This is a genomic window from Streptomyces sp. NPDC030814, from assembly GCF_055572155.1.
The window spans coordinates 55,741-81,503 of sequence record NZ_JBVIDX010000018.1 but is presented as its reverse complement, the minus strand read 5'-3'; the positions used below and the strand labels follow the sequence as shown (position 1 = coordinate 81,503).

Annotated in this window: 17 protein-coding genes and 1 pseudogene; 6 read left to right on the top strand and 12 right to left on the bottom strand. The window is 69.9% G+C overall.

Features of this window, described 5'->3' with window-relative positions; genetic code table 11:
• Positions 1-65 precede the first annotated feature (65 nt).
• Entirely contained in the window at positions 66-494 is a 429-nt protein-coding gene (locus tag ACZ43N_RS30535; protein WP_468102176.1) for a hypothetical protein, read from the bottom strand.
• Complete coding sequence (locus ACZ43N_RS30530; protein WP_468102174.1) at positions 491-2,320, bottom strand: glycosyltransferase; 1,830 nt, start codon at positions 2,318-2,320, stop codon at positions 491-493. Before ACZ43N_RS30530 ends, ACZ43N_RS30535 begins: the two co-directional genes overlap by 4 nt.
• A gap of 493 nt (positions 2,321-2,813) precedes the next feature.
• On the opposite strand from ACZ43N_RS30530, the gene ACZ43N_RS30525 reads away from it, so the two are divergent.
• The 4 genes from ACZ43N_RS30525 to ACZ43N_RS30510 all read left to right on the top strand — a co-directional run bounded on the left by ACZ43N_RS30525 (position 2,814) and on the right by ACZ43N_RS30510 (position 10,173).
• Positions 2,814-3,626, top strand: coding sequence for an alkaline phosphatase family protein (locus ACZ43N_RS30525; RefSeq protein WP_468102173.1), 813 nt, complete (start codon positions 2,814-2,816; stop codon positions 3,624-3,626).
• Positions 3,627-3,772: 146 nt separating this feature from the next.
• The gene (locus tag ACZ43N_RS30520; protein ID WP_468102172.1) at positions 3,773-4,498 is read left to right on the top strand and encodes a TetR/AcrR family transcriptional regulator; all 726 of its coding nucleotides are present in this window, start codon (positions 3,773-3,775) and stop codon (positions 4,496-4,498) included.
• A 376-nt stretch (positions 4,499-4,874) separates the two neighbouring features.
• Positions 4,875-9,374, top strand: a complete 4,500-nt coding sequence (locus ACZ43N_RS30515) for an aminotransferase class I/II-fold pyridoxal phosphate-dependent enzyme (RefSeq protein ID WP_468102170.1) — start codon at positions 4,875-4,877, stop codon at positions 9,372-9,374.
• 7 nt (positions 9,375-9,381) lie between these two features.
• Positions 9,382-10,173, top strand: coding sequence for a methyltransferase domain-containing protein (locus ACZ43N_RS30510; RefSeq protein ID WP_468102168.1), 792 nt, complete (start codon positions 9,382-9,384; stop codon positions 10,171-10,173).
• Here the strand turns inward: ACZ43N_RS30510 and ACZ43N_RS30505 are convergent.
• From ACZ43N_RS30505 to ACZ43N_RS30490, 4 genes are all read right to left on the bottom strand, one after another.
• Complete coding sequence (locus tag ACZ43N_RS30505; protein ID WP_468102167.1) at positions 10,127-11,971, bottom strand: glycoside hydrolase family 15 protein; 1,845 nt, start codon at positions 11,969-11,971, stop codon at positions 10,127-10,129. The two genes, ACZ43N_RS30510 and ACZ43N_RS30505, sit on opposite strands and share 47 nt — an antisense overlap.
• A 113-nt stretch (positions 11,972-12,084) precedes the next feature.
• Positions 12,085-13,362, bottom strand: coding sequence for an MFS transporter (locus ACZ43N_RS30500; protein WP_468102165.1), 1,278 nt, complete (start codon positions 13,360-13,362; stop codon positions 12,085-12,087).
• 446 nt (positions 13,363-13,808) lie between these two features.
• Positions 13,809-14,282, bottom strand: coding sequence for an ATP-binding protein (locus tag ACZ43N_RS30495; RefSeq protein ID WP_468102288.1), 474 nt, complete (start codon positions 14,280-14,282; stop codon positions 13,809-13,811).
• Between the two features lie 570 nt (positions 14,283-14,852).
• Positions 14,853-16,112 carry an extracellular solute-binding protein gene (locus ACZ43N_RS30490; RefSeq protein WP_468102163.1) on the bottom strand — a complete coding sequence of 420 codons (1,260 nt, stop codon included), beginning with the start codon at positions 16,110-16,112 and terminating at the stop codon, positions 14,853-14,855.
• Positions 16,113-16,551: 439 nt separating this feature from the next.
• Between ACZ43N_RS30490 and ACZ43N_RS30485 the strand changes: the two genes are divergently transcribed.
• On the top strand, positions 16,552-17,409 hold the full coding sequence (locus ACZ43N_RS30485; RefSeq protein WP_468102162.1) for a calcium-binding protein: 858 nt from the start codon (positions 16,552-16,554) through the stop codon (positions 17,407-17,409).
• A gap of 210 nt (positions 17,410-17,619) precedes the next feature.
• On the opposite strand, the gene ACZ43N_RS30480 is transcribed toward ACZ43N_RS30485, so the two are convergent.
• The 5 genes and pseudogenes from ACZ43N_RS30480 to chvE all read right to left on the bottom strand — a co-directional run bounded on the left by ACZ43N_RS30480 (position 17,620) and on the right by chvE (position 24,534).
• On the bottom strand, positions 17,620-19,314 hold the full coding sequence (locus tag ACZ43N_RS30480) for a pyridoxal phosphate-dependent aminotransferase (RefSeq protein ID WP_468102161.1): 1,695 nt from the start codon (positions 19,312-19,314) through the stop codon (positions 17,620-17,622).
• 164 nt (positions 19,315-19,478) lie between these two features.
• Positions 19,479-20,528: pseudogene (locus ACZ43N_RS30475) on the bottom strand (aldose epimerase family protein); the annotation flags it as partial.
• Between the two features lie 60 nt (positions 20,529-20,588).
• Entirely contained in the window at positions 20,589-21,833 is a 1,245-nt protein-coding gene (gene mmsB / locus ACZ43N_RS30470) for a multiple monosaccharide ABC transporter permease (RefSeq protein WP_468102159.1), read from the bottom strand.
• On the bottom strand, positions 21,830-23,380 hold the full coding sequence (gene mmsA / locus ACZ43N_RS30465) for a multiple monosaccharide ABC transporter ATP-binding protein (RefSeq protein WP_468102157.1): 1,551 nt from the start codon (positions 23,378-23,380) through the stop codon (positions 21,830-21,832). Before mmsA ends, mmsB begins: the two co-directional genes overlap by 4 nt.
• Before the next feature lie 38 nt (positions 23,381-23,418).
• Positions 23,419-24,534, bottom strand: a complete 1,116-nt coding sequence (gene chvE / locus ACZ43N_RS30460) for a multiple monosaccharide ABC transporter substrate-binding protein (protein WP_468102287.1) — start codon at positions 24,532-24,534, stop codon at positions 23,419-23,421.
• On the opposite strand from chvE, the gene ACZ43N_RS30455 reads away from it, so the two are divergent.
• The gene (locus tag ACZ43N_RS30455; protein WP_468102298.1) at positions 24,527-24,661 is read left to right on the top strand and encodes a hypothetical protein; all 135 of its coding nucleotides are present in this window, start codon (positions 24,527-24,529) and stop codon (positions 24,659-24,661) included. The two genes, chvE and ACZ43N_RS30455, sit on opposite strands and share 8 nt — an antisense overlap.
• Positions 24,662-24,679: 18 nt before the next feature.
• On the opposite strand, the gene ACZ43N_RS30450 is transcribed toward ACZ43N_RS30455, so the two are convergent.
• On the bottom strand, positions 24,680-25,648 hold the full coding sequence (locus ACZ43N_RS30450) for a hypothetical protein (protein WP_468102155.1): 969 nt from the start codon (positions 25,646-25,648) through the stop codon (positions 24,680-24,682).
• Between the last annotated feature and the right edge of the window lie 115 nt (positions 25,649-25,763).

Below are 25,763 nucleotides of genomic sequence, written 5' to 3'. Positions count from 1 at the left end.
TGCGGAACCGCCGGTGCGTCCAGGACGGACCGGCGGTCAGACCTCCTGAAGGACGCTGGTGGGCCTCACCCGGCGTCGGGCCGCTCGGGCCGCTCGGCAGCGGTCCCGGATGCGTTCTCCCGCGGGGCGCCCGGTGTCGGCCGGCGACGACCGCCACCGGGGCGGGGCAGGAGGGCCAGGAGGGAGGTGACGACGGCGAGCGCCAGCATCGCTCGAACGGCCGTGAATGTGCCGCTCAGGAACATCGGCTCCACGGCGAGCACCGCCAGCGACAGGCTGAGCACCAGGGCCAGCAGGGCTCTTTCCCCGGCGGCCGTCCGGTCCGTCGCTCGCACCGGCGTCGACCGGGCCCACCGTGAGGCCGCCAGACCGGGGCAGACGAGCAGGAACGCCGTCGTCACCACGACACGCGGGATGTTGCCCTCCGGCAGGAGGGCGACCGCGGCCAGGGCCGCCCAGCCGGACAGCGCGAGGCACCACCGGAGCGGGTTCACCGGCTCCCTCCGCTCCGGTCGTGCTGATACCGGTAGACCACCGCGTCCTTGTTGCGGTAGACGGGGACGTAGCCCCATGTCTTGGACAGGGCGGCGTCCATGCGTCGCACGGTGTCGGCCGGCAGGACCCCTCTGAGGTAGAGGTCGGCGGCCTGGGCCCGGCTCAGGATGATGTAGGCGGGCCGTTCCGGGGTGGTCCCTCGGAGCAACGGCTCCAGGCCCTCTGCCGGGTTCCTCACCAGTCGTCGCCGGTCGTCGATCTCCTGCTCGTCGAGCTGAACCCTCGGGTTCTTGTCGTAGCGCAGATACAGACCGGGGACGGCCGAGGTCAGGGAGACGACCGTGGACCCGGGAGGGGCGGTGGCGGCCACGAACTGCCCGGCGGCGACCTCGCCCTTGGTGAAGTGGTTCGCCGCTTCCTTGCCGTAGTAAGCGACGACCAGCCCCGAGAGCAGGATCAGCAGCAGCGGACCGACCGCGAGCATGCGCAGGCGTGGACGCCGGCCCCACTGGAAGAGGAGCGCCGAGATCAGCAGGGCGGCCGCGGGCAGCGCGAAAAGATAGGCGCGGAAGATCATCTCGCCGCCGTAGGAATTCGCCGCGAGTGTCGGCAGGGGGGCCAGGACCAGCAGGGGAAGGCCGGTGCGGCGGACCCAGGGGCGGACGAGGAAGGCGATGGCCGCCAGGACGAACACACCGGCCGACAGTCCCCGGTCGACCCAGGACACCAGGACGTGGCCCGGGGCGGCGGAGCCCAGCGCGGTCAGCCCGGAGGTGACATTGGTGTCGGGTTGCAGCAGCGCGCCCAGGAAGTCGTGGAGGTTCTCCGAGAGGTACGGCCGGGCGACGGTGGCTCCCCAGGCCGCGGTCAGAACCACCGCGCCGGCCAGGACCGGCAGGACGACCCGTCGGTTGCGGCGTGGAAAGGACAGCGCGACCAGCGCGCTGATCAGCATCAGCGGAGTCAGCGGGTGCGACGAGACGATGACGGCCTCGATCAGCACGATCAGCACGAAACGCCCGGCGGGCCATCGGCCGACGAGGCGGCCGGAGTTCGTGCCGTACAGCGTCGAGGTGGGCAACTGACCCATCGTGAGGGCGATCACCGTCACGAACAGCAGGAACGCGAAGGCCTGGGGAGCGAAGTAGTCCTGCCCCACCCAGGAGCACGAGTAGTAGATCCACGCTCCGCCCCAGATCAACCGACGGTCACGCGTCACCGTACGGAAGAGCAGCAACAGGGGGACGAGCAGGACCGCGTTGAAGACCGGCGGGGTCCAGGCCGCGTAGCCCAGCGCCGAGTCCAGGCCGGTGGCCTGCAGGAAGAGCGCGTTGAGGTCGAAGAATCCCGGCCACTGGTTGTAGATGTCGAGCTTTTCCGCGTGGGGCACCTCGCCGTCGTGGCGCATCACGGCGTCGACGACCGCCACGTGCTTCCAGGCCCAGCTGTAGCGCAGTGTCGGGTAGAGCAGGGTGGGGGTCGCGTGGATGACCGCGATGAGCCCCAGGACGTACCCCGCAAGCCAGCCGTTCCGGGTCCGTCGGTCCGTCAGGGCCAGGCAGAACCCGAAGGCGAGCAGTGCCGGGGCGACCCAGAAGAGCGCCGGCAGCACCTGCAGCAGGCCGTAGTCGCGCATCCCGCCGAGTTCCACATGGCGCAATGACGCGAGCCAGAGGACGAGGGCCAGGGGGAGGACGACACGTACGGTCCACTGGCGCGGCGTGGTTCCGTGCGCGTGGCGTCGGTCGGCCGTGCCGGGGCGCCGTGTGACGGCGCTGCTGATCGAGGCCATGCGCCCGAGTGTCAGCGTCTGGAGCTTGCCCATGAGGGCGTCTCCCAGGGAGCCGGTGCTCCGACGTCGGTGCCCCGTCGCGGGCTTCTGCCGGGGCGAAGCGGCCGCCGCGGGCCCGCTCCGTGCCGATGCCGGCCGGGCGGGTGTGGGGCCGTGATGCCCGGTCCCGGCTCCCGGGGCGGACCTGTCGCCCTCTCGGAGAGGCGATCAGGGGTGTCGACGCGACTCATGTGCCACTCCCCGGATGCGGAATTGTCTGCGGGTCACCCCAGTGGAGGGCCGATGGGCGAAACCGGCTGACGGAATCCGGTTCGGCGCTGCACGTCAGCGATCCACGGCTACCGATATGAGGTATTAGTACTCATTGTGAACGTTCTGTCGATCACTGCAAGTGGCGGTTCCCGGCGGGCACGAAAGCAGCGCGGCGAACGGTGGTGGAGGGACGGCGATGAGGTCGCGAGGGACGAGGACGGTGCCGGGGCCCGGGCGCCCTGCGGCGAGGGGGGCCGCCGCCTGGGCGGCCGTCATGGCGATGGTCCTGTCGGCGGCGGGCTGCGACAGCGCGGCGTCCCGGTCCGGGGTCCCTCGTCCGGACCATGTCGTCGTGGTGGTCCAGGAGAACCGCGGGTACGACCAGATCATCGGAAATGCCGACGCCCCGTACCTCAACGAACTGGCCCGACGGGGTGCCTCCCTCACCGAGTTCTACGCCATCACCCATCCGAGTCAGCCCAACTACCTCGCCATGTTCGCGGGGTCCACGCTGGGGGTGCGTGACAACAGCTGCCCGCACACGCTCACGGCCCGGAATCTCGGCTCTCAACTCCTCCAGGCCGACCTCACTTTCGTCGGTTACGCGCAGAGCATGCCCCGTGTGGGTTACACCGGCTGCAACAGCGGTGCCTACGCGCGTCGCCACAACCCCTGGGTGAACTTCAGCAACCTTCCCGCCTCCGTCAACCGCCCGTGGACCGACTTCCCGCGCGACTTCAAGGATCTGCCGACCGTCTCCTTCGTCATCCCGGACCTGGAGCACGACATGCACGACGGCAGCGTGCGGAAGGCGGACACCTGGCTCCGGGACAACCTGGGCGACTACGCGGACTGGGCGATGACCCACAACAGCCTGCTGGTGGTCACCTGGGACGAGGACGAATCACGGGGCGAGCTGCCCAACCGGATTCCCACCCTTCTCGTCGGCGAGCGCGTGAAGCCGGGCGAGCATTCCCAGCCGAACAACCTGTACGGACTGCTGCGCACCCTGCTGGACGCGTACGACTTGGAGCCGCTGGGACACAGCGCCGACGCGGACGCCCTGGACGTGTGGACCCATGATTGAGGGGAGTTGCCGTGAACCCTGAGAGCGCAGGGCGCATCCGGCGGGTCCGCCTGGTCCTTCGTCAGGTCCCCGACGACGGGCGGTAGCGTATGTTTACGTCGTATATGCAGGGGCGTTCGCCGACCGGGCGGTAAGGAGGCAGGGCGATGGGAAATCCCTCGGGAACCGACCCGACCAGGCGTGCCAGCGACCGCGGGCGGTACGGCAGGCTCAGCCGGGAACGTGTCCTGGCCGCCGCCCTGGAACTGGTCGACCGGGAAGGGCTTTCCGCCCTGAGCATGCGCCGGCTGGGAGCCGAACTCGGCGTGGAGGCGATGGCGCTCTATCGGTACGCGGCGAGCAAGGACGCCCTCCTCGACGGCCTGGTCGAGGCCCTCTACCTGGAGCTGGAGGGACGCCTGGCCGCGGAACCCGCGACCGACGGCGCCGCCGACGGCGGATGGCGCTCCGGGCTCCACCGCCTCGCCCGGGCGACCTACGACGTCTGCCTCGCCCATCCGCAGGCCGTGCCGCTCCTCGCCACGCGCATGCTCGCGGTCCCGCTGGCCCGGCGACCGCTCGCCGTGCTGCGCGACCACGAGCGGGTGCTCGCACTGCTGCGGGGGGCAGGGCTCGACGAGAGCCGGACCTCCGCCGTCTTCCGGGCGTACACCGCCTGGCTCCTCGGTTACCTCTCCGTGGAACTGCGCCCCATGGTGGACAACCCGGACGAGACGGATCCCGCCTTCCGCATGGGACTGCACCGCCTTTCGCCCCAGGAACTGCCCACGCTGAGGGAGACCGCCGCGGCGCTCGCCGAGCAGGGCGGGCCGGAGGGCCTGGCCACCGGGCTGGACGCACTGCTCGACCGGCTCGTGCGGGACGAGGCGTAGCGGGCCGGGTCCTCGCCCAGGGCGCCCTCCGCCGTCCGAGGGCCCGGCCCCCGAACGGCGGACCCGAGCGGACATGTCGCCGTGTGTCCGCCGCGCCCGGGCGGCTTCGCGAACGCCCTGTTCGGCGGCGGTCTCCCCGCGGGCGGCTCCGCGAATCACCGGCCCCCGTACCGGCCCCGTGTCGGCCTCGAGATGCGCACCGGACCGTCTGCGCCTAGTCTCGAAACGGAGACGCGCGACAACTCCCTGTAACCCACGGGCAGTTCTCGTCGAGCGGACCTCGTCCGCCGTCCACTGTCCCGACCGCCCCCATCGCGGGGTGCACGACATCCGCATTCCGGTCCCTCCGGGTGATCCGGGTGAGGAGGCGGTTCACTTGACGCGGCTCCACCGGTTGACAGCCTGCTACCTCGCCCTCGTGCTTCCCCTCACGGTCCTGTACCTGACCTATCCGAGCCGACGCACGATCATGTGGGCCCTCATCGGGCTGAGCAGCGTCGTCGCCATCCTGCTGGGCCTTCGCATCAACCGGCCCGCCCATCGCTGGCCCTGGCTGGCGCTGGCCGCCGCGAATCTCGCCTTCACCGCGGGCGACACCGCGTACAACATCCTCAACAGCTTCTTCGACCAGAACAACCCGTTCCCGTCGGTGGCGGACGGCTTCTACCTGTCCACCTACCCGCTGTTCGCCGCGGGGCTCATCGGGTTCATCCACTACCGCTGGCCGGGAAGGGACCTGCCGAGCCTGCTGGACGCGCTGATCCTCACCGCCGGTCTGGCCGTCCTCCTCTGGGTCAACCTGATCGGGCCGCTGAGCCAGGCGGAGGGGATGACGTGGATCCAGCGGGCCATCTCGATCGCCTACCCGCTCGGCGACGTGCTGATGCTGGCGATGCTTGCCCGGCTGCTCGCCTCGGGCATCGCCATCACGCCCAGCGTCGCGCTGCTCACCCTCGGCACCCTGGGCATCCTCGTGTCCGACGTGCTGTACGGGCTGCTGCAGTTGAAGGGCACCTGGCAGGTCGGCACCCCCATGGACCTGGGCTGGGTGGTCTTCTTCACCGCGTGGGGGCTCGCCGCGCTCCATCCGTCGATGCGCGCACTCACCGAGCAGTTGCCCCAGCGAGGTTCCCAGGAGTCCCCGCCCTGGCACCGGCTCGCGCTGCTCGCGGCCGCCTCGCTCATCGCGCCCGGCGTCCTGCTGTACCAGGCCGTGCGCGACGATGTCAGCGACGCGGGCGTCATCGCCGTGTTCTCCACCGCCCTGTTCCTCCTCGTCATGCTGCGGCTCGCGGGCGCAGTGGCCGTCCACCGGCAGGCCGTGGCCCGGGAACGTGGCCTGCGTGTGGCCGCTGCCTCGCTGCTGACGGCGGTCAGACCGCGTGAGGTGGCCAACTCCGTCGAGCGGGCGGTGGGCGCGCTGTTCGGGCCCGGCGTCCCGCACAGGACCGTCCTGCTGGCCGTGGAGATGGACGGCGGTCTGTACGCGGTGCGCACCGAGTCCCACGAGTGGAACTGGAGGATCGGGCCCGCCGACGACACGGGGCCCGGCCTGGCCGCCGCGCTCAGCGACCACAAGGCCCGGCTGGTGCCCCTCGGGGAACTCGACCGACGTGTGGTGGAGGACCTGCACGACGTGCAGTGTGCTCTGCTGTGCCCCCTCGCCCTGCCCGACCGGCTGACCGGGGAACCGCTCGTCGGAGCCCTGGCCGTGGCGGGCCCCGAGCCCGCGCTGATGGAGCTGTGGGGTTCGCTCGAGATCCTGGCCTCCCAGGCGGCGCTGGCACTGGAGCGGGTGCAGCTGAGCCAGGAGGTCAACCGCCGCAACGGCGAAGCGTACTTCCGCACGCTGGTCCACAACGCCTCGGACGTGATCCTCATCCTGGACGACGACAACGCCGTCCGGTACGCGAGTCCGTCGGCCGACGGCATGTTCGGCCACAACAGCCTCATCGGTACGACGGTCACCACGCTGGTCGATCCGCAGGACCGGGAGCGGGCGTGCCGGGCGCTGGCGGAGATGCGGCTCACGGGCGGCCACGACATGCACGAGGACTGGCGGATGCTCAGTCCCGCCGGACGGCGCATGGACGTCGAGGCCCGGTGCAGCAATCTGCGCGAGGAACAGACGGTCCACGGACTCGTCCTCACGCTGCGGGACGTGACCGAGCAGCGCCAGCTGGAGCGGGAACTCACCCGCCATGCCTTCCACGACTCACTGACCGGCCTGCCCAATCGCATGCTTCTCATGGAGCGCATCGAACGGGCACTGGTACGTGACCGCCGGGAGTCGACCATCGCCGGCGTGCTCTTCATCGACCTGGACGACTTCAAGGTCGTCAACGACACGATGGGTCACACGGTCGGCGACGAACTCCTGGCCGCGGCGGGAGCACGGCTGTCCTCGACACTGCGGCGCAGCGACACCGCGGCCCGGCTGGGCGGCGACGAGTTCGCGGTGCTGATGGAGGGGGCGAAGGAACCGCTCGACGCGGAGGTACTGGCCGGCCAGGTCATACAGGCGCTCAACCAGCCGTTCCGGCTCTCCGGCGGCGTCGTCAGCGTCTCCGCCAGCGTGGGCATCGCCACCGCGCTCGACAGCGCCGACGCGGAGGAACTGCTCGGTCACGCCGACCTCGCCCTGTACGCGGCCAAGGCCGCCGGGAAGCGGCAGTGGCGCAGGTACCAGCCCGCCCTCCACACCGCCATGCTGCAACGTCACGAACTCCAGGCCGGGCTCGACACCGCCGTGTCCCAGCAGGGCTTCGACCTGCGCTACCAGCCCATCGTGGAGCTCTCCAACGGCCAGACCATCGGCTTCGAGGCGCTGGCCCGCTGGCCGCATCCGCGGCGGGGCCTGGTGCCACCGGAGGAGTTCATCACGCTCGCCGAGGAGACCGGGCACATCATGCCGCTCGGCGCCTGGGTACTGGAGCAAGCCACGGAGGACATCACCCGCTGGCAGGGGACGGCCTCGCGGCAGGTACCGCTCTGCGTCAACGTCAACGTCTCGGCACGCCAGTTCCGGGACCCGGGGTTCCTCGACGAGGTGCGTCGCGTACTGGAGAGCGTCGGGCTGGCGCCGGGCTCGCTGGTGCTGGAACTGACCGAGAGCGTCCTGATGCGCCGGGACGAACAGATCCAGGACGTCATGAGGATCCTGAAAGAACTCGGCGTCGGCATTGCGATCGACGACTTCGGCACGGGATTCTCGTCATTGAGTTATCTCAGGGAATTCCCGATCGACGTACTCAAGATCGACAAATCCTTCATCGACGACATATGCGTGGACAGCCAACAGGTGGCACTGGTGGACGGGATCGTCCGCATCGCCGACACACTCGGCCTTCAGGTCATCGCCGAAGGCATCGAGGACGAGGAACAGCGTGATGTGCTGGCCGACATGGGCTGCCGTCTGGGACAGGGCTATCTGTTCGCCCGTCCGCTGACGGCGGAGCAGGTGGACGCCACGCTGCGCGAGCGGCAGCACCAGACCGCCGGACTCACCGAGAAGGCGATCGAATCGGCGCCGCGGCGGCCGAGCGGACCTCCGCCCGCGTCCCGGACCGTCGGCCGGATGTCCGGGCAGGCCGTCACCAGCGGAACCGGGAATGAGGCAGAGATGCGCAAAGCGCCCCCCGAAGGACGAGGCATACGGCACGACCCCCGATGGGGAGACCTCGAACGCCTGCGCCAGGCCAGCCCCATGAGCGACGCGGTCCTCGACGAGGTCGACGGACGGCGGATCCGCTGCGGTGACCACTGGCTGACCGATTTCGCCTCGTGCAACTACCTCGGCTTCGACTTCGACCCGGAGATCATGGCGTCGATCGAAACGCAGGTCCGGAAGTGGGGCACCCATCCCAGCTGGTCACGGATGATCGGCAACCCGCAGCTCTACCCGCGGATCGAGGAGCGGCTCACCGAACTCCTCGGCGCCCAGGACACCTTGCTCCTCCCCACGATCACCCTGATCCACGCGTCGGTGATCCCCGCCCTCAGCGGGGAGGGCGGGCATGTCTTCGTCGAGGCGGAGGCGCACCGGACGGTGTACGACGGCTGTCTGGTCGCCCGGGCACAGGGCGCGACCGTGCGACGGTTCCGAGCCGACCGGCTCGACGAACTCAAGGACCTGCTGCGGGCCGTACCGCCGGCGGCCGCCCGGCTGGTGTGCCTGGACGGCGTCAACAGCATGACGGGAAACATGCCCGACCTGAGTGCGATCGCCGGGCTGTGCCGGGACTTCGGCGCCATGCTGTATGTCGACGACGCGCACGGATTCGGCATCGTCGGTGAGCGCGGCCCGGGGGAGACCTCCCCCTACGGATCCCGCGGGAACGGCATCGTGCGCCATCTCGGCGAGACCTACGACGGCATCCTGCTCGTCGGCGGCTTCTCCAAGGCGTACTCCTCGCTCCTCGCCTTCATCGCGTTGCCGACCTGGCTGAAGGAGCATCTCAAGGTCGCCGCCGCCCCCTATCTCTATTCCGGGCCCTCACCGACCGCCTCGCTCGCCACGGTGCTGACCGGGTTCGACGTCAACGAGAGCCGCGGGGACGCCATTCGCGCCGATCTGCACCGCAAGACGGCCCGAGTGCTGGACCATGTGCGCCGGCTGGGCATCGCCACCCCCAACGTCTCCGGTCTGCCCATCATCGAACTCCCGCTCGCCGACCCCTCCGACATCGACGCGGCGGCACTCTTCCTCTGGAACAGGGGGATCTACGTCACGCTGGCGGCCTATCCGCTCGTTCCCCGCAACCGCGTCGGCTTCCGCATCCAGGTGACCGCGCTCAACACCGACGAGGACATCGACCGGCTCAACGACGTACTGACCGAACTGACCGAACGGTTCACGTTCCAGCCCGGACAGTGAGGCACACATGAGCGGCACACTCCCCGGGCGCCGGCAGCCGATGCGCACCCAGGACGTGGACTGGGACACCTGGCCGGTCGAGGAGTACCTGACCGAGAACTACCGTGAACTCCATCCCTGCGACGCCGCGGTGATCGCACACCACTCCGGCTTCTACCGGCAGTTCGCCCCCGGATCCATGGAGCGCTCCCTGGAGTTCGGTGCCGGGCCGAACCTGTACCCGCTGATGCTGGCCGCCGCGGCGAGCCGCCGTGTCGAAGCGGTCGAACTGGGCGCCGGGAACGTCGCCTACCTGGCCCGCCAGTTCAGCGCCGGACCCGACGAGAGCTGGCAGGCGTTCTACGCGCTGTGCCGCCGGCTGGACCCGGCGCTGCCCCCCACCCTGACCGGCGCGCTGTCCCGGGTACGTGTCGTGCACGGCGACGCCCGATCGGTCCCGGCCGGCACCTACGACCTCGCGTCCATGAACTTCGTGGCCGAGAGCGTCACCGAGGACCCGGACGAGTTCGCCGACTTCTGCCGCTGCTTCGCCATGTCCGTGCGCCCGGGCGGCCATCTCGTCGCCTCCTTCATGGAGAACATGCCGACCTACCGCATAGGCGTCGCGTCGCGCTGGCCGGGCTGCCCGGTGGACCGCGCGATCGTGCGCCGGGTCTTCGCCCCGTACACCGAGCGGCTCACGGTCACCCGCATCGACTCCGACCCCACCCTGCCCGACTACGGAGACACCGGCATGGTGCTGTTGAGAGCCGTCAGAACTCGGCAGTCACCTCCCACGGGTCGAGGTACCGCGCCCTGACCGACGCGCCGCCCGGGGAGTTGAGCGACTTCCCCAACTGGAAGGCGGTGTCGACCAGGGCGAGGTGACTGAACGCCTGCGGCGTGTTCCCGAGCTGGCGGTGTCGTTGCGGATCCCACTGCTCGGACAGCAGCCCCACGTCGTTGCGGATGTCCAGGACCCTCTCGAACGTCTCGCACGCCTCCTCGGGCCGCCCGGTCGCGGCGAGCGCGTCGGCGAACCACAGCGAACACGCGACGAACGTCCCCTCGGGCCCGTGCAGCCCGTCCACGCCGTGCACCCCGTGCCGGATGTCCGCGTAACGGCGGAGGAACCCGTCCTCCGCCAGCGACCTGCTCGCCTCGACGGTGCCGAGCACCCTCTCGTCGTGCGCGGGCAGGAAGCCGAGCTTCGGGATCAGCAGCGTCGAGGCGTCCAGCGCCCGGGAGCCGTAGGACTGCACGAAGGACCGCTGCCGGTCGTCCCAGCCCTCCCGGCACACCTCCCGGTGCACCTCGTCGCGCATGGCCCGCCAGCGCTGCGCCGAGCCGTTGATTCCCAGCATGTGTGCCATGCGCAGCGCGCGGTCGGCGGCCACCCAGGTCATCACCTTCGAGTGGACGAAATGACGCCGGGGCCCGCGCACCTCCCACAGGCCCTCGTCGGGCTCCCGCCAGTGCTCACCGAGATAGCTCATCAGCGAGTTCACCAGGCTCCACATGTGGTGCTGGATGGGGATACCCGCGCGCAGCGCGAGATGGAGCGTGTCCAGCACCTCCCCGTACACGTCCAACTGGAGCTGGTTCACCGCCGCGTTGCCGAAGCGGACGGGCTGCGAGCCCTGGTATCCGGGCAGCCACATCGCCTCCGACTCCTGGAGCCGTCGCTGTCCCGCCAGACCGTAGAGCGCCTGCAGATCCGCCGGATCGCCCGCGATGGCCCGCAGCAGCCAGTTCAGCCAGGCCTCCGCCTCGGCCTGGAACCCGCTGCGCAGCAGACAGGACAGGGTGAGCGTGGCGTCGCGGAGCCAGCAGAACCGGTAGTCCCAGTTGCGCTCACCGCCGATGCATTCCGGCAGGGAGGTCGTCGGCGCCGCGACGATGCCGCCCGTGGGCGCGTAGGTGAGTGCCTTCAGCGTGATCAGCGAGCGCACCACGGCCTCGCGCCAGGGCCCCCGGTAGCGGCACTGGGACGCCCAGTCCTCCCAGAAGTCGAGGGTGCTGACGAGCGCGGCGTGCGGATCGCCCCAGCCGGGGCCGGGCAGGTGGGAGGGCGACCAGATGAGCATCAGGGTCAGGTGTTCGCCCGCCGAGACCCGGAAGTCGAAGTAGGTGCGGTCGTCGGCCGACTGGACCCGGACCCGCTGATCGGCGCCCAGCCATACGGAGTCGGGCCCCGCCACCGCGAGGGTGTATGTCTCGGCGGAGCGCGTCCAGGGCACCACGCGCCCGTGGTGGAAGCGCAGTCTCAGCTCTCCCCGCATGTCGACGCTTCCCGCGAGGCCCTCGATCCGGCGCAGCAGACAGGGCGTGCCGGTGCGCGGCGGCATGAAGTCCGTGACCTTCACGGCACCCGAGACGGTTTCCCAGAAGGAGTCCAGCACCAGGCTGTTGCCCCGGTACGCCCTGCGGTTGCAGGTTGCCGCTCCTGCCGGCGAGACCCGCCAGTACCCGTTGTCCGGCGTCCCCAGCAGTGCCGCGAAGCAGGCGGGGGAGTCGAAGCGGGGCAGACACAGCCAGTCAACCGACCCGTCCCGGCCGACAAGGGCTGCCGTCTCCAGGTCACCGATGATGGCGTAGTCCTCGATCAGCCCGGCCATGAGGGGACATCGCCGTAACCAGTTGATGTCACGGTGTCAATTTTAGGATCGGCGCTCCTCGGCCGCACCCGGACGTCTGCCCGCGGGCTGGAGCGTCCGGCTCTCCGCCCCGGTCACGCGGTCGTCTCACGTCCGCCGCTCCCGCCCCGCTCCACGGCGCGCACGCCGGGCAGATAGAGAAAGGCCAGGGTGACCACCGCGCCGATCAGGCCGGCGCCGATGAAGGTCGCGCGTACCCCGATCGCGGCGGCGACGGGCGCGGCGAGGGCGTAGGAGAGGGGCAGGAGCGCGAGGGAGACGAACCAGTCCACGCTGGACACCCGGCCCAGCAGCGCGGTCGGTACCAGTCGCTGCTTCGCCGTCGCCCAGGCGATGATCCCGGCCGTCTCCAGACCGTTGACCACGGCACAGGTGAGGGCGAGTTGCCAGCTGTTGGTGGCGAGGCCGTACCCGGCGACCCCCAGGGTGGCGAAGGCCCAGGTCCAGTACATGAAGGTGATGAACCGGCCGGGCAGTCCGGCCTGCCCCACGATCAGCGCCGCGAGGACGGCACTCAGGCCGCCGCTGGTGAGCACCAGGCCCAGGTCCGTCGCCGACCCGTGCAGCACGTGCTTGACCATGTACGGCAGCAGGACCTCGGTCGGGCCGAGGAAGAGCAGGTAGGCGAAGGTGGCCGACAGGAAGGTGCCCCAGAGCCAGGTGTTGGCCCGCACATAGCCCAGACCTGTGCGCAGGTCCTTCCACAGCGTGTCCCGCTCCTGGTCGGCGTCGGGCGGCAGGGGACGAAGGAAGGCCAGGCAGACGGCGGAGAAGGCGAAGGTGAGGGCGTCGAACCCGAAGGCCCAGCCGGGCCCCACCCCCGCGACGAGCCCGCCACCGAGCGCGGTTCCGCCGATCTGCACGGCCGTCGGCCGGACGAACTGGTCGAGGGCGTTGGCCCCGACCAGTTCCGACGGGGGGACGAGCGTGGGCACGGTGGCGTCGAACGCCGGCGGGAAGAACCCGGATGCCGCGCCGTACACCGCGACCACGCAGATCACGTGCCACAGTCGCAGGCTGCCGGTCAGCGCGAGGACGGCCAGCGTCGCCAGGCACACCGCACGGACCAGGTCGCTGCAGAGCATCACCTTGCGCCGGTCGAAGCGGTCACTGACGACACCGCCGACCAGGACGAGCGCGATCTGCGGGGCGGCCAGCGCCACCCCGACGACGGACATCGCGCCGGGGCTGCCGGAGAGCGTGTAGACCTGCCAGGCGAGCGCGACGAGCAGCACTCCGTCGCCCAGCAGGGAGACACTCATCCCGAGCCAGAGGATCCGGAAGTCGCGATGGGTCAGGGGTGTCAGCAGGCGGACCCGACGGGCTCGTCCCTCGGTGTCGCGGATCTTCATGCAGGCCCTCGGGCCGGAGGAAGACCGCGACGGTCGGTGCGGGCCACGGACTCCTCCTTCCTCGCGCCGGGCTCACCGGACGTCGGGCTGACCGGAAGCCGAACTGATCGGAGTCCGGACTGACAGGAGGCCGAGCACATCGGCCCCACACGACTTCCGCGGTAATGCGATTTATAGGTCACCTTGGCGCATCTCGCCATCGGTGCGCCCGTGAGGAGGGCCCACCGGGGGTGCCCGCCGAGGGGCTCGCCGGGGGGTGCCCGCCGTGGGGCTCGCCGGGGGGTGCCCGCCGTGGGGCTCGCCGGGGGGTGCCCGCCGTGGGGCTCGCCGGGGGGTACCCGCCGACGGGCTCGCCGGGGGTACCCGCCGAGGGGCTCGCCGGGGGGCCCGCCGAGGGGCTCGCCGGGGGCCCGCCGAGGGGCTCGCCGGGGGGTGCCCGCCGGGTCTCATCCCAGCCGCATAGCCAGGGTCACCGCGGCCCCCGCCCCGGTGGTGTCCGTCGTGACCGTCAGCCGGTCGGTGACCAGATGGGCGAGCCAGAGGCCGCGGCCGCGGCAGCCCTCCGTGAGGCCGGGGAGCAGTTCGGGGAGGGCGGGGACGAAGCCGGGGCCCTCGTCGGTGATACGGCACTCCAGCTCGTCCGGGAGGCGGCGCAGTTCCAGATGGCCCCGGCCGCCGGCGTGCTCGACCGCGTTGCTGGCGATCTCGCTGACAGCGAGCGTGAACTCGCCGAGCCGTACCCCGCCGAGGCCGGCCGAGGCCGCCGCGTCCTCCACCTGGGCCCGTACCTGGGGCAGGTTCTCTCCGGTGAAGTGCCGTTTCAGCAGAAGCGTTTCGGGACCGCGCTCGGGGGTGTCGAGGGCGCCCCCGAGCGGACCGCCCGTTCCGCCGCTTCCACGGTCTGTCTCCCCGCCCGGCATCGCGGCCGCCTCCTGTCGATGGGTGTCGATGGGCCCGGGCACGGGGCGCTGGGCGTCAAAGGCGAACTGCCGCACACCGCCCACGCCGGTGCTGTGACCGGAAAGGTTCACCGGCTCGCGACGCCCGGCCCGGCACCTCGGCGCCTTGTCGCATCACCCGCGTACATCCCGTACGCGGGTGATGCTCCGCCTTGCGATGCTCCCCCGCTGCCTGAACGGCGTGGGAGGTGCCCCCAGTACCGGACGCCGCGAGCTGTCCGGCAAACCTTTCCGGTCACAGCACTGCCGTGCTCGCCCCGATGAGTACCCAGGAGATCGAGAGAGCATCGCACCTGGTCGGAACCGTACGTAACCGATCGAGATGTGATCGTCTCCGCTCGACATCGGCTGATCTGTCACGTCCGTCGATCACGGCGGCGCCGGCCCTGCTCCACCCGGTCCGGGAGGGGCCGGCGCCACGGGGAGGGCATCCGTCAGCTCGACTCCAACCCCACCGTGGGGCGCCCGTGGTGATCAGTACGGTGCGGCGTCCGATCGGCGGAGGGCTCCGAAACCGTCCCGTCACCCGGCTCACTCGGTGACGTCGGCTATCTCCTCCAGCACCTTGCGAGGATTGCCGTTCGGGGCCACCGCCCCGCCGATCCGCTTGCGGATCGCCGCGGCCACCTCGGACCAGTCGGTCTCGGCGACGGGGTAGAGCCGAAGGTTCTGCAGGGTGTCGAGGCCGCTCCACAGGGACCTGTGGTCCTTGTCGGCGCGCATCCCGTCGGCGGCGGAGGTGGTGACGGGGAGCAACTCGTACTCGGCGGCCTGCTCGGTCACGTACTTGTCGCCGTAGAGGAAGTCGAGGAACCGTCCCATCGCGTCGCGGTGGTCCTCGTTCTTGAAGGCGATGACCCAGTCGGCGGTGCCCATGGTGGGCGTGGCCGCGCCGTCGTGGCTCGGCAGCGGGACGGAGCCGTAGTTCACGGACTCGGAGGAGTCGTCGATCTGCCGGATCAGCGACAACGGGCCGTTGACCATGGCCGCGTCACCGCGCAGGAAGGCCCGCACGGCGTCTTCGCGGTTCAACTCGCCGGGCGGGACCGGGCCGGTGAGGCCCTCCCCGACCAGTTCGTCCTTCAGCCAGGTCAGCGTCCGCACATTCGCCGGGGAGGCGATGTCGTAGCTGTTGGTGTCGTCGGTGTAGCCGCCGTCGCCCGCCAGCAGCCACATCAGGGTCTCGGCCTCCGCCTCCTCCGGGCCGAGCGGCACGGCGATCGGGTACTCCACGCCCAGCGCCTTCAGCGCCCGTGCGCCGGCGAGGAGTTCGTCCCACGACCGCGGGGGCTCCAGGCCGGCCCGCCGGAACAGGTCCTTGTTGTAGTACAGCAGCCGGGTGCTCGCGGTGAACGGCAGCCCGTACTGCACCCGGTCCAGTTCCCCGGCGTTCGCGAGGCTCGGTATGAAGGACGCCTGCACCGGTACCGAGAGCAGTTCGTCGGCGCTGTAGAGGAGGCCCTCGGCGGCGTACTGGGAGTAGCCGTCGGTCTGCACGATGTCGGGGGCATCGCCCCGCTCGACCAGTTGCGCGACCTTCTCGTCGACCTCGTCCCGGTCGTACACCTCGACATCCACGTCGATGCCCGGGTTCTCGGCGGTGAAGTCCAGCACCAGCCGGTCCCAGTAACCCTCGGAGTTCTTGTGGACGTCGTCGCCGTAGTTGGTCGCGACGACGGTCAGGGAGACCTGTCCCGCCTCCGCGTCCGTGTTCCCGCCACAGCCGGACAGCCCGGCCGTGAGTCCCAGCGCGGCCGTGGCCGCCACGATCATCCGGGCCCTGTGGCGCACGGTTCCCCCACTTCCAGCACTTCCGGCACTTCCGGTACTTCCCGCACCTCGGCACTGCGGCCGAGCCCGGGTCGCGTCTGGGCACGCGTACGGACCTCGCCCGTGTGTGCCCGCGACGGGCTTGATCGTAAGGGGCGCGCCGATGCGGTACGGGGCCGTGGGCGTTGCGTTTTGATTCCAGGGCTGTGACGGAAGTGACCCGGCACGTCCCACAGACGACAGGAAGTACGGAAGGGGCGCCCCTGTCGTTCACTCCGCCGGGAGCGCGCCGCGCTTCGTCGTCCGCGCGGTGGCCCGGGGGTGAACTCCGGGACGCCCGGGGAAGGCCCCGGGATGAAACCGTTCCGGAGAGTCGTCGGATGCGGGCCGTGGGCACAACCCGCCGCTCGGGAACCGGGTCGTAACGGGTAGTCGTTCCCGTTTCGTGAGGGGCTCCTGAATGTCCGCGCTCATCAGGTCCACGCACCGGACCGTCGCCACCGCCGCCGTATGCGCCGTCGCCCTCGGCGGCGCCTCACTCACCGTCCCCGCCGCCCACGCCGCCCCGAGGGCGACCGCCTCCCTCGTCCACGAGAAGGGCGAACTCTGGTTCAAGGCCGCCCCGGGGCAGGCGAACCGGCTGACCGTGTCCGCGAGGATCGTGCCGCGGTCGGAGTGGGAGGCGGACTATGTGCTGACCTTCGACGACCGGTACGAGATCACCCTCGGCGCCCGCGAGTGCACGTACCCGAAGGTGGCGGACCGTACCGTCGCGGAGTGCACCGTGCCCATTCCGATGGGGTCCGACGACTCCGACATCTACGACGTCGGTGTGGGCGACGGCGACGACACCGTCACGATCGCCGCCGGCAACTCCGCGTACGCCTCGATCTTCGGCGGCGACGGCAAGGACGTCCTGCGCGGCAACGGCTCGGTCGTGCTGCACGGGGAGAACGGCGACGACCGCATCGACGGCGGCGGGGGAGTGTGGGGCCTCGGGTCGTTCGGCGGGCGGGGCGACGACGTCCTCACCGGCTGCGCGTACGAGTGCCACGGTGGGGCCGACGACGACACCCTCACCGGCGCGCCCAGCGAGGACCTCGACCGGAACACCCTGTTCGGTGACTCCGGGAACGACGTCCTGCGCGGCCGGGCCGGCGACGACGTCCTGTACGGCGGCAAGGGCCACGACAGGCTGTACGGCGACCAGGGCAACGACACGCTGTACGGCAACAGCGGGAACGACACGCTGCACGGGGGCGCGGGCAGGGACACGCTGTCCGGCGGGCCGGGGCGGAACAGGCTCCACCAGAACTGACACCGGGTCACCGGCCGGGCAGCCGGCCCGCACCGGTCACCCCGCACCGGCCACCCCGCACCGGCCACCCCGCACCGGCCACCCCGCGCCGGACGGCGAGGCGCGTGCGGAAGAGGCGTCCCGTGGAAGCTCTCCGGCGGACAGGGCGACGTCCCCGACAGGGCCATGCCTGTCGGGGACGTCGCCCCATGGGGTTCGTTGTCGGCGGGTTCAGCCCACCTGGTTGTAGACCGCCCCCGCCGCCGGCCAGCCCAGGGGCTCCGGCTGTTCCTCGGGGGCCGTGCGGCCGCGCACCTGGGCGGCGGTGAGGCCCTGGGCGGCACCCATCGCGCGGCGGTTGGCCGCAGCGGCGGCCATACCGGGCATCCCGGTCTGGGCGACCGGCTCCAGGCCGGTGGCGGGAGCGGGTGTCATGCCCGGCATGGAGGCCACGTTGGGCATGGAGGGGATCGACGGTCCCTGCGGCAGAGGAGCGGCGGCGGGAACGGGCGCCGGCATCGGTGCCGGGGCGGGGACAGGGGTCGGCATCTGGGCGGGGACCGGGGTCGGCATCTGGGCGGGGACAGGGGTCGGCATCTGGGCGGGGACCGGAGTCGGCATCTGGGCGGGGACCGGGGTCGGTATCGGAGCGGGAGCCGGGGTCATGCCCGGCATGCCGACCGGGCCGGTGGCCTGCGCGGCGAGGCCCGCCACTCCGGCGCCGTTGGTCTCGCTCATCAGCCGGTCCACGGCCGCCGTACCCGAGCTGTAGCTGGTCCCGGTGCTCAGCTCGGGTACGGCGGCTCCCCTCCTGGACCCGTAGAGAACCGACTCCAGGCCTGACACCAGGCGACGCACGTCGACCTCGGGCCGGACCACGAGTCGCAGGAAGCGGCTGGACGAGCCGACCTTGTTGCCGCACTCGCGGACCAGGATCCGGTGCTCGGTGAGCAGCCGGTCGCGGACCACGGTGCCCTCGGCGCCCACGGGCAGGCGCACGAAGAGGAAGTTCCCCTGCGACGGATAGACCGTCAGACCGGGGAGGGCGGAGAGCTGACGGGCCATGTCCAGGCGGTCGCGCCGCACCTGGTGCAGGCTCTCCAGGTACTCGGCACCGTGGTTCTTCAGCATGAACACCACGTGCTCCGCGAAGGAGTTGAGGTTCCACTTCGGCAGCATCGAGCGGATCTTCCCGGCGAGCGCCGGGTTGGCGACCAGATAGCCGAAGCGGATGCCGTGCAGCCCGAAGTTCTTGCCGAGCGAGCGCAGCACGACGACGTTGGGCCGCATCACCGCGTCCTGGACGGTGCTCGGCTCGGACTCGGCGTCGGCGAACTCCAGGAACGACTCGTCGATGACGATCAGGTCCAGGTCGGCCATCGCGTCCATGAACTGAACCAGCGCGTGCCGGTGCAGGAAACCGCCGTCGGGGTTGTTCGGGTTGCAGATGACGGCGACCCGCGTACCGCGCGCCCGGATGAACTCGGCGTACTGGGCGAGGTCCAGGGCGAAGCCGCTGGACTCCTGGAGCGGGAACATGTCGACGCGCTTGCCGGTCTCCATCGGCTGGTCGGTCCAGCGGCCGAAGGTGGGGACGGGGACGGCGAGGGACTCCCGGACCAGCAGATGGTCGATCCAGGTGATGAGTTCGGTCGAGCCGTTGCCCATCGCCACGCACTGCGGCGGCAGTTGGAGCAGGTTGCACAGCTCCGCCGTGATGGTGTCGGCGCTGCTCGGGTAGTACGTGATGATGTCCTTCAGCCTGCTCGCCATCTCGTCGAACATGGCCGGGGTGGGGAAGTAGGGGTTGCACGGAATGCAGAAGTCCACCGGGCCGACCCCGTCGCCGCCCTCACGCGTCAGCGCCGCCATCGAGGGGCTGTGCGCCGTCGTGCTGCGGAACAACGAGGTGACGTTGTCGGCCATGGAACCTCCGTAGGGGGCGGACCCGTTGGGGCGACCGGGTCCGACGACTGAGGGCGGCCCGCGCGGGGGAGCGCGGGCCGCCCCTACATACGGAGGGCGGAGTGACGCTGTTCAACCACTGGGAAGTTGGCCGAAATTTGTGAAGAACCTGTGTGTCGCCGCGTTCACACCCCGAACGAGTGGACCGTCGTCGAGCGGTACGTCTGCCCCGGCCGGAGCACCGTCGACGGGTATGACGGCTTGTTCGGCGAGTCCGGGAAGTGCTGGGTCTCCAGGCACACGGCGTCGCCCTGCCGGTAGATCCGCCCCGACGGTCCGGCGAGCGTGCCGTCGAGGAAGTTCCCGGAGTAGAACTGGAGGCCCGGCTCGGTGGTGGAGATGGTCAGGGTGCGGCCCGAGGACGGGTCGCGCAGCGTCGCGGCCCGCTCCGGCCGGTCCGTTCTGCCCTTGTCGAGCACCCAGTTGTGGTCGAACCCCTTGGCGTACAGAAGCTGCTGGTCACGCGTGCGGACGTCCGCGCCGATCGGCTTGGCCCGGCGGAAGTCGAAGGGGGTGCCCGCCACTTCGGCCGGGTCTCCGGTGGGGATGAGACCGGCGTCGACGGGCGTGTAGCGGGAGGCGGCTATGTCCAGCTCGTGGTCGTGGGCGGAGCCGCTGCCCTCGCCCGCGAGGTTCCAGTAGACATGACTGGTGAGGTTGACGACGGTCGGCCGGTCCGTGGTGGCCTCGTAGTCGACACGCCAGTCGCCCCGCTCGGTGAGCGTGTAGGTGACCTCCGTCCGCAGGGTGCCGGGGTAGCCCATCTCGCCGTCGGGGCTCGTCCGGGTCAGGTGCAGCCCCACGTTCGAGTCCTGAACGAACGGTTCGACCTCCCACACCGCCTTGTCGAAACCGCCGGCGCCGCCGTGCAGGCTGTTGTCGCCGTCGTTGACGGACAGCTCGTACACCGTGTCGTCGAGGGTGAACCGGCCCCGGCCGATGCGGTTGCCGTACCGGCCGATCAGGGCGCCGAAGTAGGGGGAGTCGGCGACGTACTCCTCGACGGTGCCGAAGCCGAGGGAGACGTTCGCGTACCGGCCCTCGCGGTCCGGGACCTCCAGGGACTGCACGATCCCGCCGTACGACAGGACCCGCAGCCGTGTGCCGCCGTTCTCCAGCGACCAGCGGTGGATCTCGGTGCCGTCGGCAAGCGTGCCGAAGACTTCCTTCACCGGATGCTCCTCTCACAGGAAAAGGGGGCCCCGCCCGCCGGCGAGGCCCCCCTTGCGGGTCCGTCAGGAACCGCCCTTGCGCTTGTTCCACACGTCGAAGCCGACGGCGGCCAGCAGGGCCAGGCCCTTGATGACCTGCTGCCAGTCGGTGCCGACGCTCAGGAGGTTCATGCCGTTGTTCAGCACACCGAGGACGAGACCACCGATGATCGCGCCGAGGACGGTGCCGACGCCGCCGCTCATCGAGGCGCCACCGATGAACGCCGAGGCGATCGCCTCCAGTTCGTAGCTCAGACCGGCCTTGGGCGAGGCCGCGTTCAGCCGGGCGGCGATCGCCAGCCCCGCCAGGGCCGCGAGGACACCCATGTTGACGAAGACCAGGAAGGTGACCTTCTTGTCCTTCACACCGGAGAGCTTCGCGGCCGGCAGGTTGCCGCCGATCGCGTAGATGTGCCGGCCGAAGACGGAGTTGCGCATCAGGTAGCCGTAGCCGACGACCAGCGCGCCCAGGATCAGCAGGATGATCGGCGCGCCCTTGTAGCTGGCCAGCAGCAGGGTGACCGCGAGCAGCGCGGCGGAGATGGCGACCAGCTTGAGCAGGAAGATGTTGCGCGGCACCACGTCCAGGGCGAATTCCTTCTGACGGCCCCGGTCACGCATCTCCTGGATGACCACGAAGGCGATCATGGTGAAGCCCAGCAGCAGCGTGATGTTGTGGTAGTTGGTCACCGGGCCGACCTCGGGCAGGAAGCCGTTGCCCATCTTCTGCAGGCCGTCGGGGAACGGGCCGAGGGTCTGGCCCTCCAGGAGGATCTCCGTCACACCCCGGAAGACCAGCATGCCGGCGAGGGTGACGATGAACGACGGTATGCCGAGATACGCGATGAAGAACCCCTGCGCCGCGCCCGCCACCGCGCCCGCCAGCAGGCAGAGCACCACGGCGACCGGCCACGACACGTCGTGCTGCACCGTGAGCACGGCCGCGAACGCGCCCACGAAGGCCGTGAGCGAACCGACCGACAGGTCGATGTGGCCGGCGACGATCACCAGCATCATGCCGATCGCGAGGATCAGGATGTAGCTGTTCTGCAGCACCAGGTTGGAGACGTTGCGCGGCAGCAGCAGGTCGCCGTCGGTCAGGATCGCGAAAAAGGCGACGATCAGGCCGAGGGCGATCAGCATGCCGTACTGGCGCATGTTGCGGCGCATACCGTCCAGCATCAGCTGCAGCAGTCCGCCGCCGGTGGCCGAACCGGTCCCGCCCGGCGGCGCCGGGGCCGGGCTCTTGGCGGTCACTTCCGTGCTCATCGGGTTACCTCTTTGTCCTTCGTCATCTGGCGCATCAGCGATTCCTGCGTGGCCTCGGCACGCGAGAACTCGCCCGTCAGCCGCCCCGCGGCCATGGTGTAGATGCGGTCGCACATCCCCAGCAGCTCCGGCAGCTCGGAGGAGATGAAGACGACCGCCTTGCCCTCAGCGGCCAGCTTGTCGATGACCGTGTAGATCTCGAACTTGGCGCCGACGTCGATGCCGCGCGTCGGCTCGTCCAGGATCAGCACATCCGGGCCGGCGAAGATCCACTTGCTGAGGACGACCTTCTGCTGGTTGCCGCCGGACAGCTTGCCCACCGGCTCGAACACGGTCGGTGCCTTGATGTTCATGGTCTTGCGGTAGCGCTCGGCGACCTGACGTTCCTCGTGCTCGTCGACGACGCCCCGCTTGGCGACCTTGTTCAGGGCGGTCAGCGAGATGTTCCGGTTGATCGTGTCGATCAGGTTCAGACCGTAGTGCTTGCGGTCCTCCGTGACGTACGCGATGCCGTGCTTGACCGCCTCGGCCACCGACTTCGTACGGATCTCGGTGCCGTCCTTGAGGACCGTGCCGCCCGCGTAACGGCCGTAGGACCGGCCGAAGACGCTCATCGCGAGCTCGGTGCGGCCGGCGCCCATGAGGCCCGCGATACCGACGATCTCCCCGCGCCGTGCATGGATCGACACGTTGTCGACCACCTTGCGCTGCTGGTCGAGCGGGTGGAGCACGGTCCAGTCGCGGATCTCCAGGGCCGGAGCCGCGCCCACCTCCGCCTCGTGCGGCGTGCGCTCGGGGAAGCGGTGGTCGAGGTCGCGGCCCACCATCCCGCTGATGATCCGGTCCTCCGTGGTTTCCGGCGCCTTCACATCGAGGGTCTCGATGGACCTGCCGTCACGGATGATCGTCACCGAGTCGGCGACCCGGCGGATCTCGTTCAGTTTGTGGGAGATGATGATCGAGGTGATGCCCTGCTTCTTCAACTCCAGGATGAGATCCAGGAGCTTGCCGCTGTCCTCGTCGTTCAGGGCGGCGGTCGGCTCATCCAGGATGAGCAGCTTCACCTTCTTCGACAGGGCCTTGGCGATCTCCACGAGCTGCTGCTTGCCCACACCGATGTCGGTGACCCGGGTCTCCGGGTGGTCGTCGAGACCGACCCGGCGCAGCAGTTCGGTGGCGTGCCGCAGAGTCTCCCGCCAGTCGATGAACCCGCCCTTGGCGTGTTCGTTGCCGAGGAAGATGTTCTCCGCCAGGGAGAGGTACGGGGAGAGCGCCAGCTCCTGGTGGATGATGACGATGCCGCGCTGCTCGCTGGCCCTGATGTCCTTGAAGCGGCACTCCTCTCCCTCGAAGAGGATCTCGCCCTCGTAGCTGCCGTGCGGATGGACGCCGGAGAGCACCTTCATCAGGGTGGACTTTCCGGCGCCGTTCTCACCGCAGATGGCATGGACCTCGCCCTGGCGGACGGTCAGGGTGACGTCCGACAGCGCTTTCACACCGGGAAAGGTCTTGACGATCGAGCGCATTTCCAGGACGGGTCCCGCCATGGTCGTGCCTTCCAATCAGTGGTGGTCGGGGATCCGGCTTACTTGAGGTCGCCCGCCTTGATGTAGCCGGAGTCGACGACGACCTTCTGGTAGTTCTCCTTGTCGACGGCGACCGGCTCCAGCAGGTAGGCGGGGACGACCTTCGCCTGGTTGTCGTAGGTCTCGGTGTCGTTGGTCTCGGGCTTCTTGCCGTTCAGCAGCGCGTCGACCATGTTCGAGGCCACCTTGGCCAGCTCACGGGTGTCCTTGTAGACGGTCATCGACTGCTCGTCCGCGATGATCGACTTCACCGAGGCGACCTCGGCGTCCTGCCCGGTGACGACCGGCAGCGGCTTGTCCTTGGAGCCGTAGCCGTCCGACTTCAGCGCGGAGAGGATACCGATGGAGATGCCGTCGTACGGCGAGAGCACGGCGTCGACCTTGCCGCTCTTGTACGACTTGGTGAGGATGTCGTCCATGCGCCGCTGGGCGGTGGCGCCGTCCCAGCGCAGCGTGGTGACCTTGGTCAGCTCCTTCTGGCCGGACTTGACGACGAGCTGCTTCTTGTCGATGTAGGGCTGCAGCACGTTCATCGCGCCCTGGAAGAAGTAGCGGGTGTTGTTGTCGTCGTTGGAGCCGGCGAAGAGCTCGATGTTGAACGGGCCCTTCTTGCCGCTCTTCAGGCCGAGCTTGTCGACGATGTAGTTGCCCTGGAGCTCGCCGACCTTCTCGTTGTCGAAGGAGGCGTAGTAGTCGACGTTCTCCGTGCCGAGGATCAGGCGGTCGTAGGAGATGACCGGGATCTTGGCGTCCTTGGCCTGCTGGAGCACGTTGTTCATCGACTTGTTGTCGATCGCCGCGACGATCAGGGCCTTCACGCCCTGCGTGATCATGTTCTCGATCTGGGAGACCTGCTTGGCGGGGTCGTCCTCGCCGTAGACCAGCTGGGTCTTGTAGCCCTTGGACTCCAGGTCCTTGACCACGTTGTTGCCGTCGGCGATCCACCGCTCGGAGGACTTGGTCGGCATCGAGATGCCGATGGTGGCGCCCTTGGTGCTGCCGCCCTCCTCCTTGCTGCCGCCCTCCCCGCTCTGGCCGCAGGCGGACAGGGTCAGGGCGAGGGAGGCGGCGGAGGCTATGGCGGCGATAGCGGCTCGACGATTGCGCATGATCATCATCCTTGATGTCTTGAATGCCTGGAACGTTCTGGCGGTGACGACGGCGCTTTCGCGAGCGAGGGAGGAGCCGATGACGCCAGAAGAAGATGTGGGGGATTCTGTGTGCCTGCGTCTTCTTCTGTGAAGACAGTTGGCCGGTTCGTTATGTGGGATTACTAAATCGCTTCAGGTCACCCGGCATGCGCGAGCCGAGCGGCGCCATGTCGCCGTCCGCCCCGTGCCGCGCGAGCAGGTCCAGGGCGAGGCGGCCGCGCCGCACCCGCTCCTTGGCGGTGGACAGCGTCAGGTCACGCATGTGGTGCCCGTACGGGTAGATTCCGGGCGCCTTCGACAGGCCGAACTTCAGATAGATCGGCGCGCCGCGCCGGATCAGCTCGGCGACCTCGTACATCCGCACGTAGCCGCCGAGGTCGTCGGGCGCCTCGATGTACATGTCCATCGGAGCGCCGGACACCCGTCTGATCTCGGTGAGGTGATCGAGCGTCAGATCGCTCGGCACATTGATCGAGTCGCCGCCGAGGTTCTCGTACACGGCGTACGCGGTCGGGTTCACCGGACCGATGAGCGCCGAGACCTTGAAGGTGGTGTCGGCCGGCAGGATGCCCGCCACACGGGCGCGGTGCAGCGTCCAGAGCACGCCCTCGTCGGCGACGAGCAGGCACTTCACTCCGAGCTCGGTCGCGCGCACGGCGTCCTCGACACAGCCGGCGACCGCGTCGTGGCCCCGGGCGCGCAGCCCGCCGCCCTTGGAGTCGGTACGGGTGGAGCCGCCGATGTCCCAGGTGCCGCGCGGACCGGTGAACAGGCAGAGTTCGATGTCCCGCTCGGCCGTCGCCTCCACCATCTCGGTGATCTCGGTGTCGGTGAGCATCCAGACACCGCTGCCCTGGCTGATCCGGTGGATCGGCACATCGAGCCGCGAGGCCTCCTTGAGGACCACGGCGAGCGCCTCCGGCCCCTCCACGGAGGGAACCTCGGTGCGCCAGCGGCCGCCGCCCGGGAAGGTGTGCGGAGAGGCGTCCGCGGGATCGAGGGCGGGCGCGCTCAACCCGAGCGCGGCAAGAGCCTGCTCGCCGGGGCGGCGCGGCGTCGGAGCGGTGGTGTCGGTCACAAGCTGTCCTTCAGATTCGATATTTCGGACGAGGTTCGCGGCTCTTTGCACAGAAAATCTTGGGTGTACGCCGGTACGAAGTCGTCAGGTACCCCGTACCGGCGTACGGCTCAGG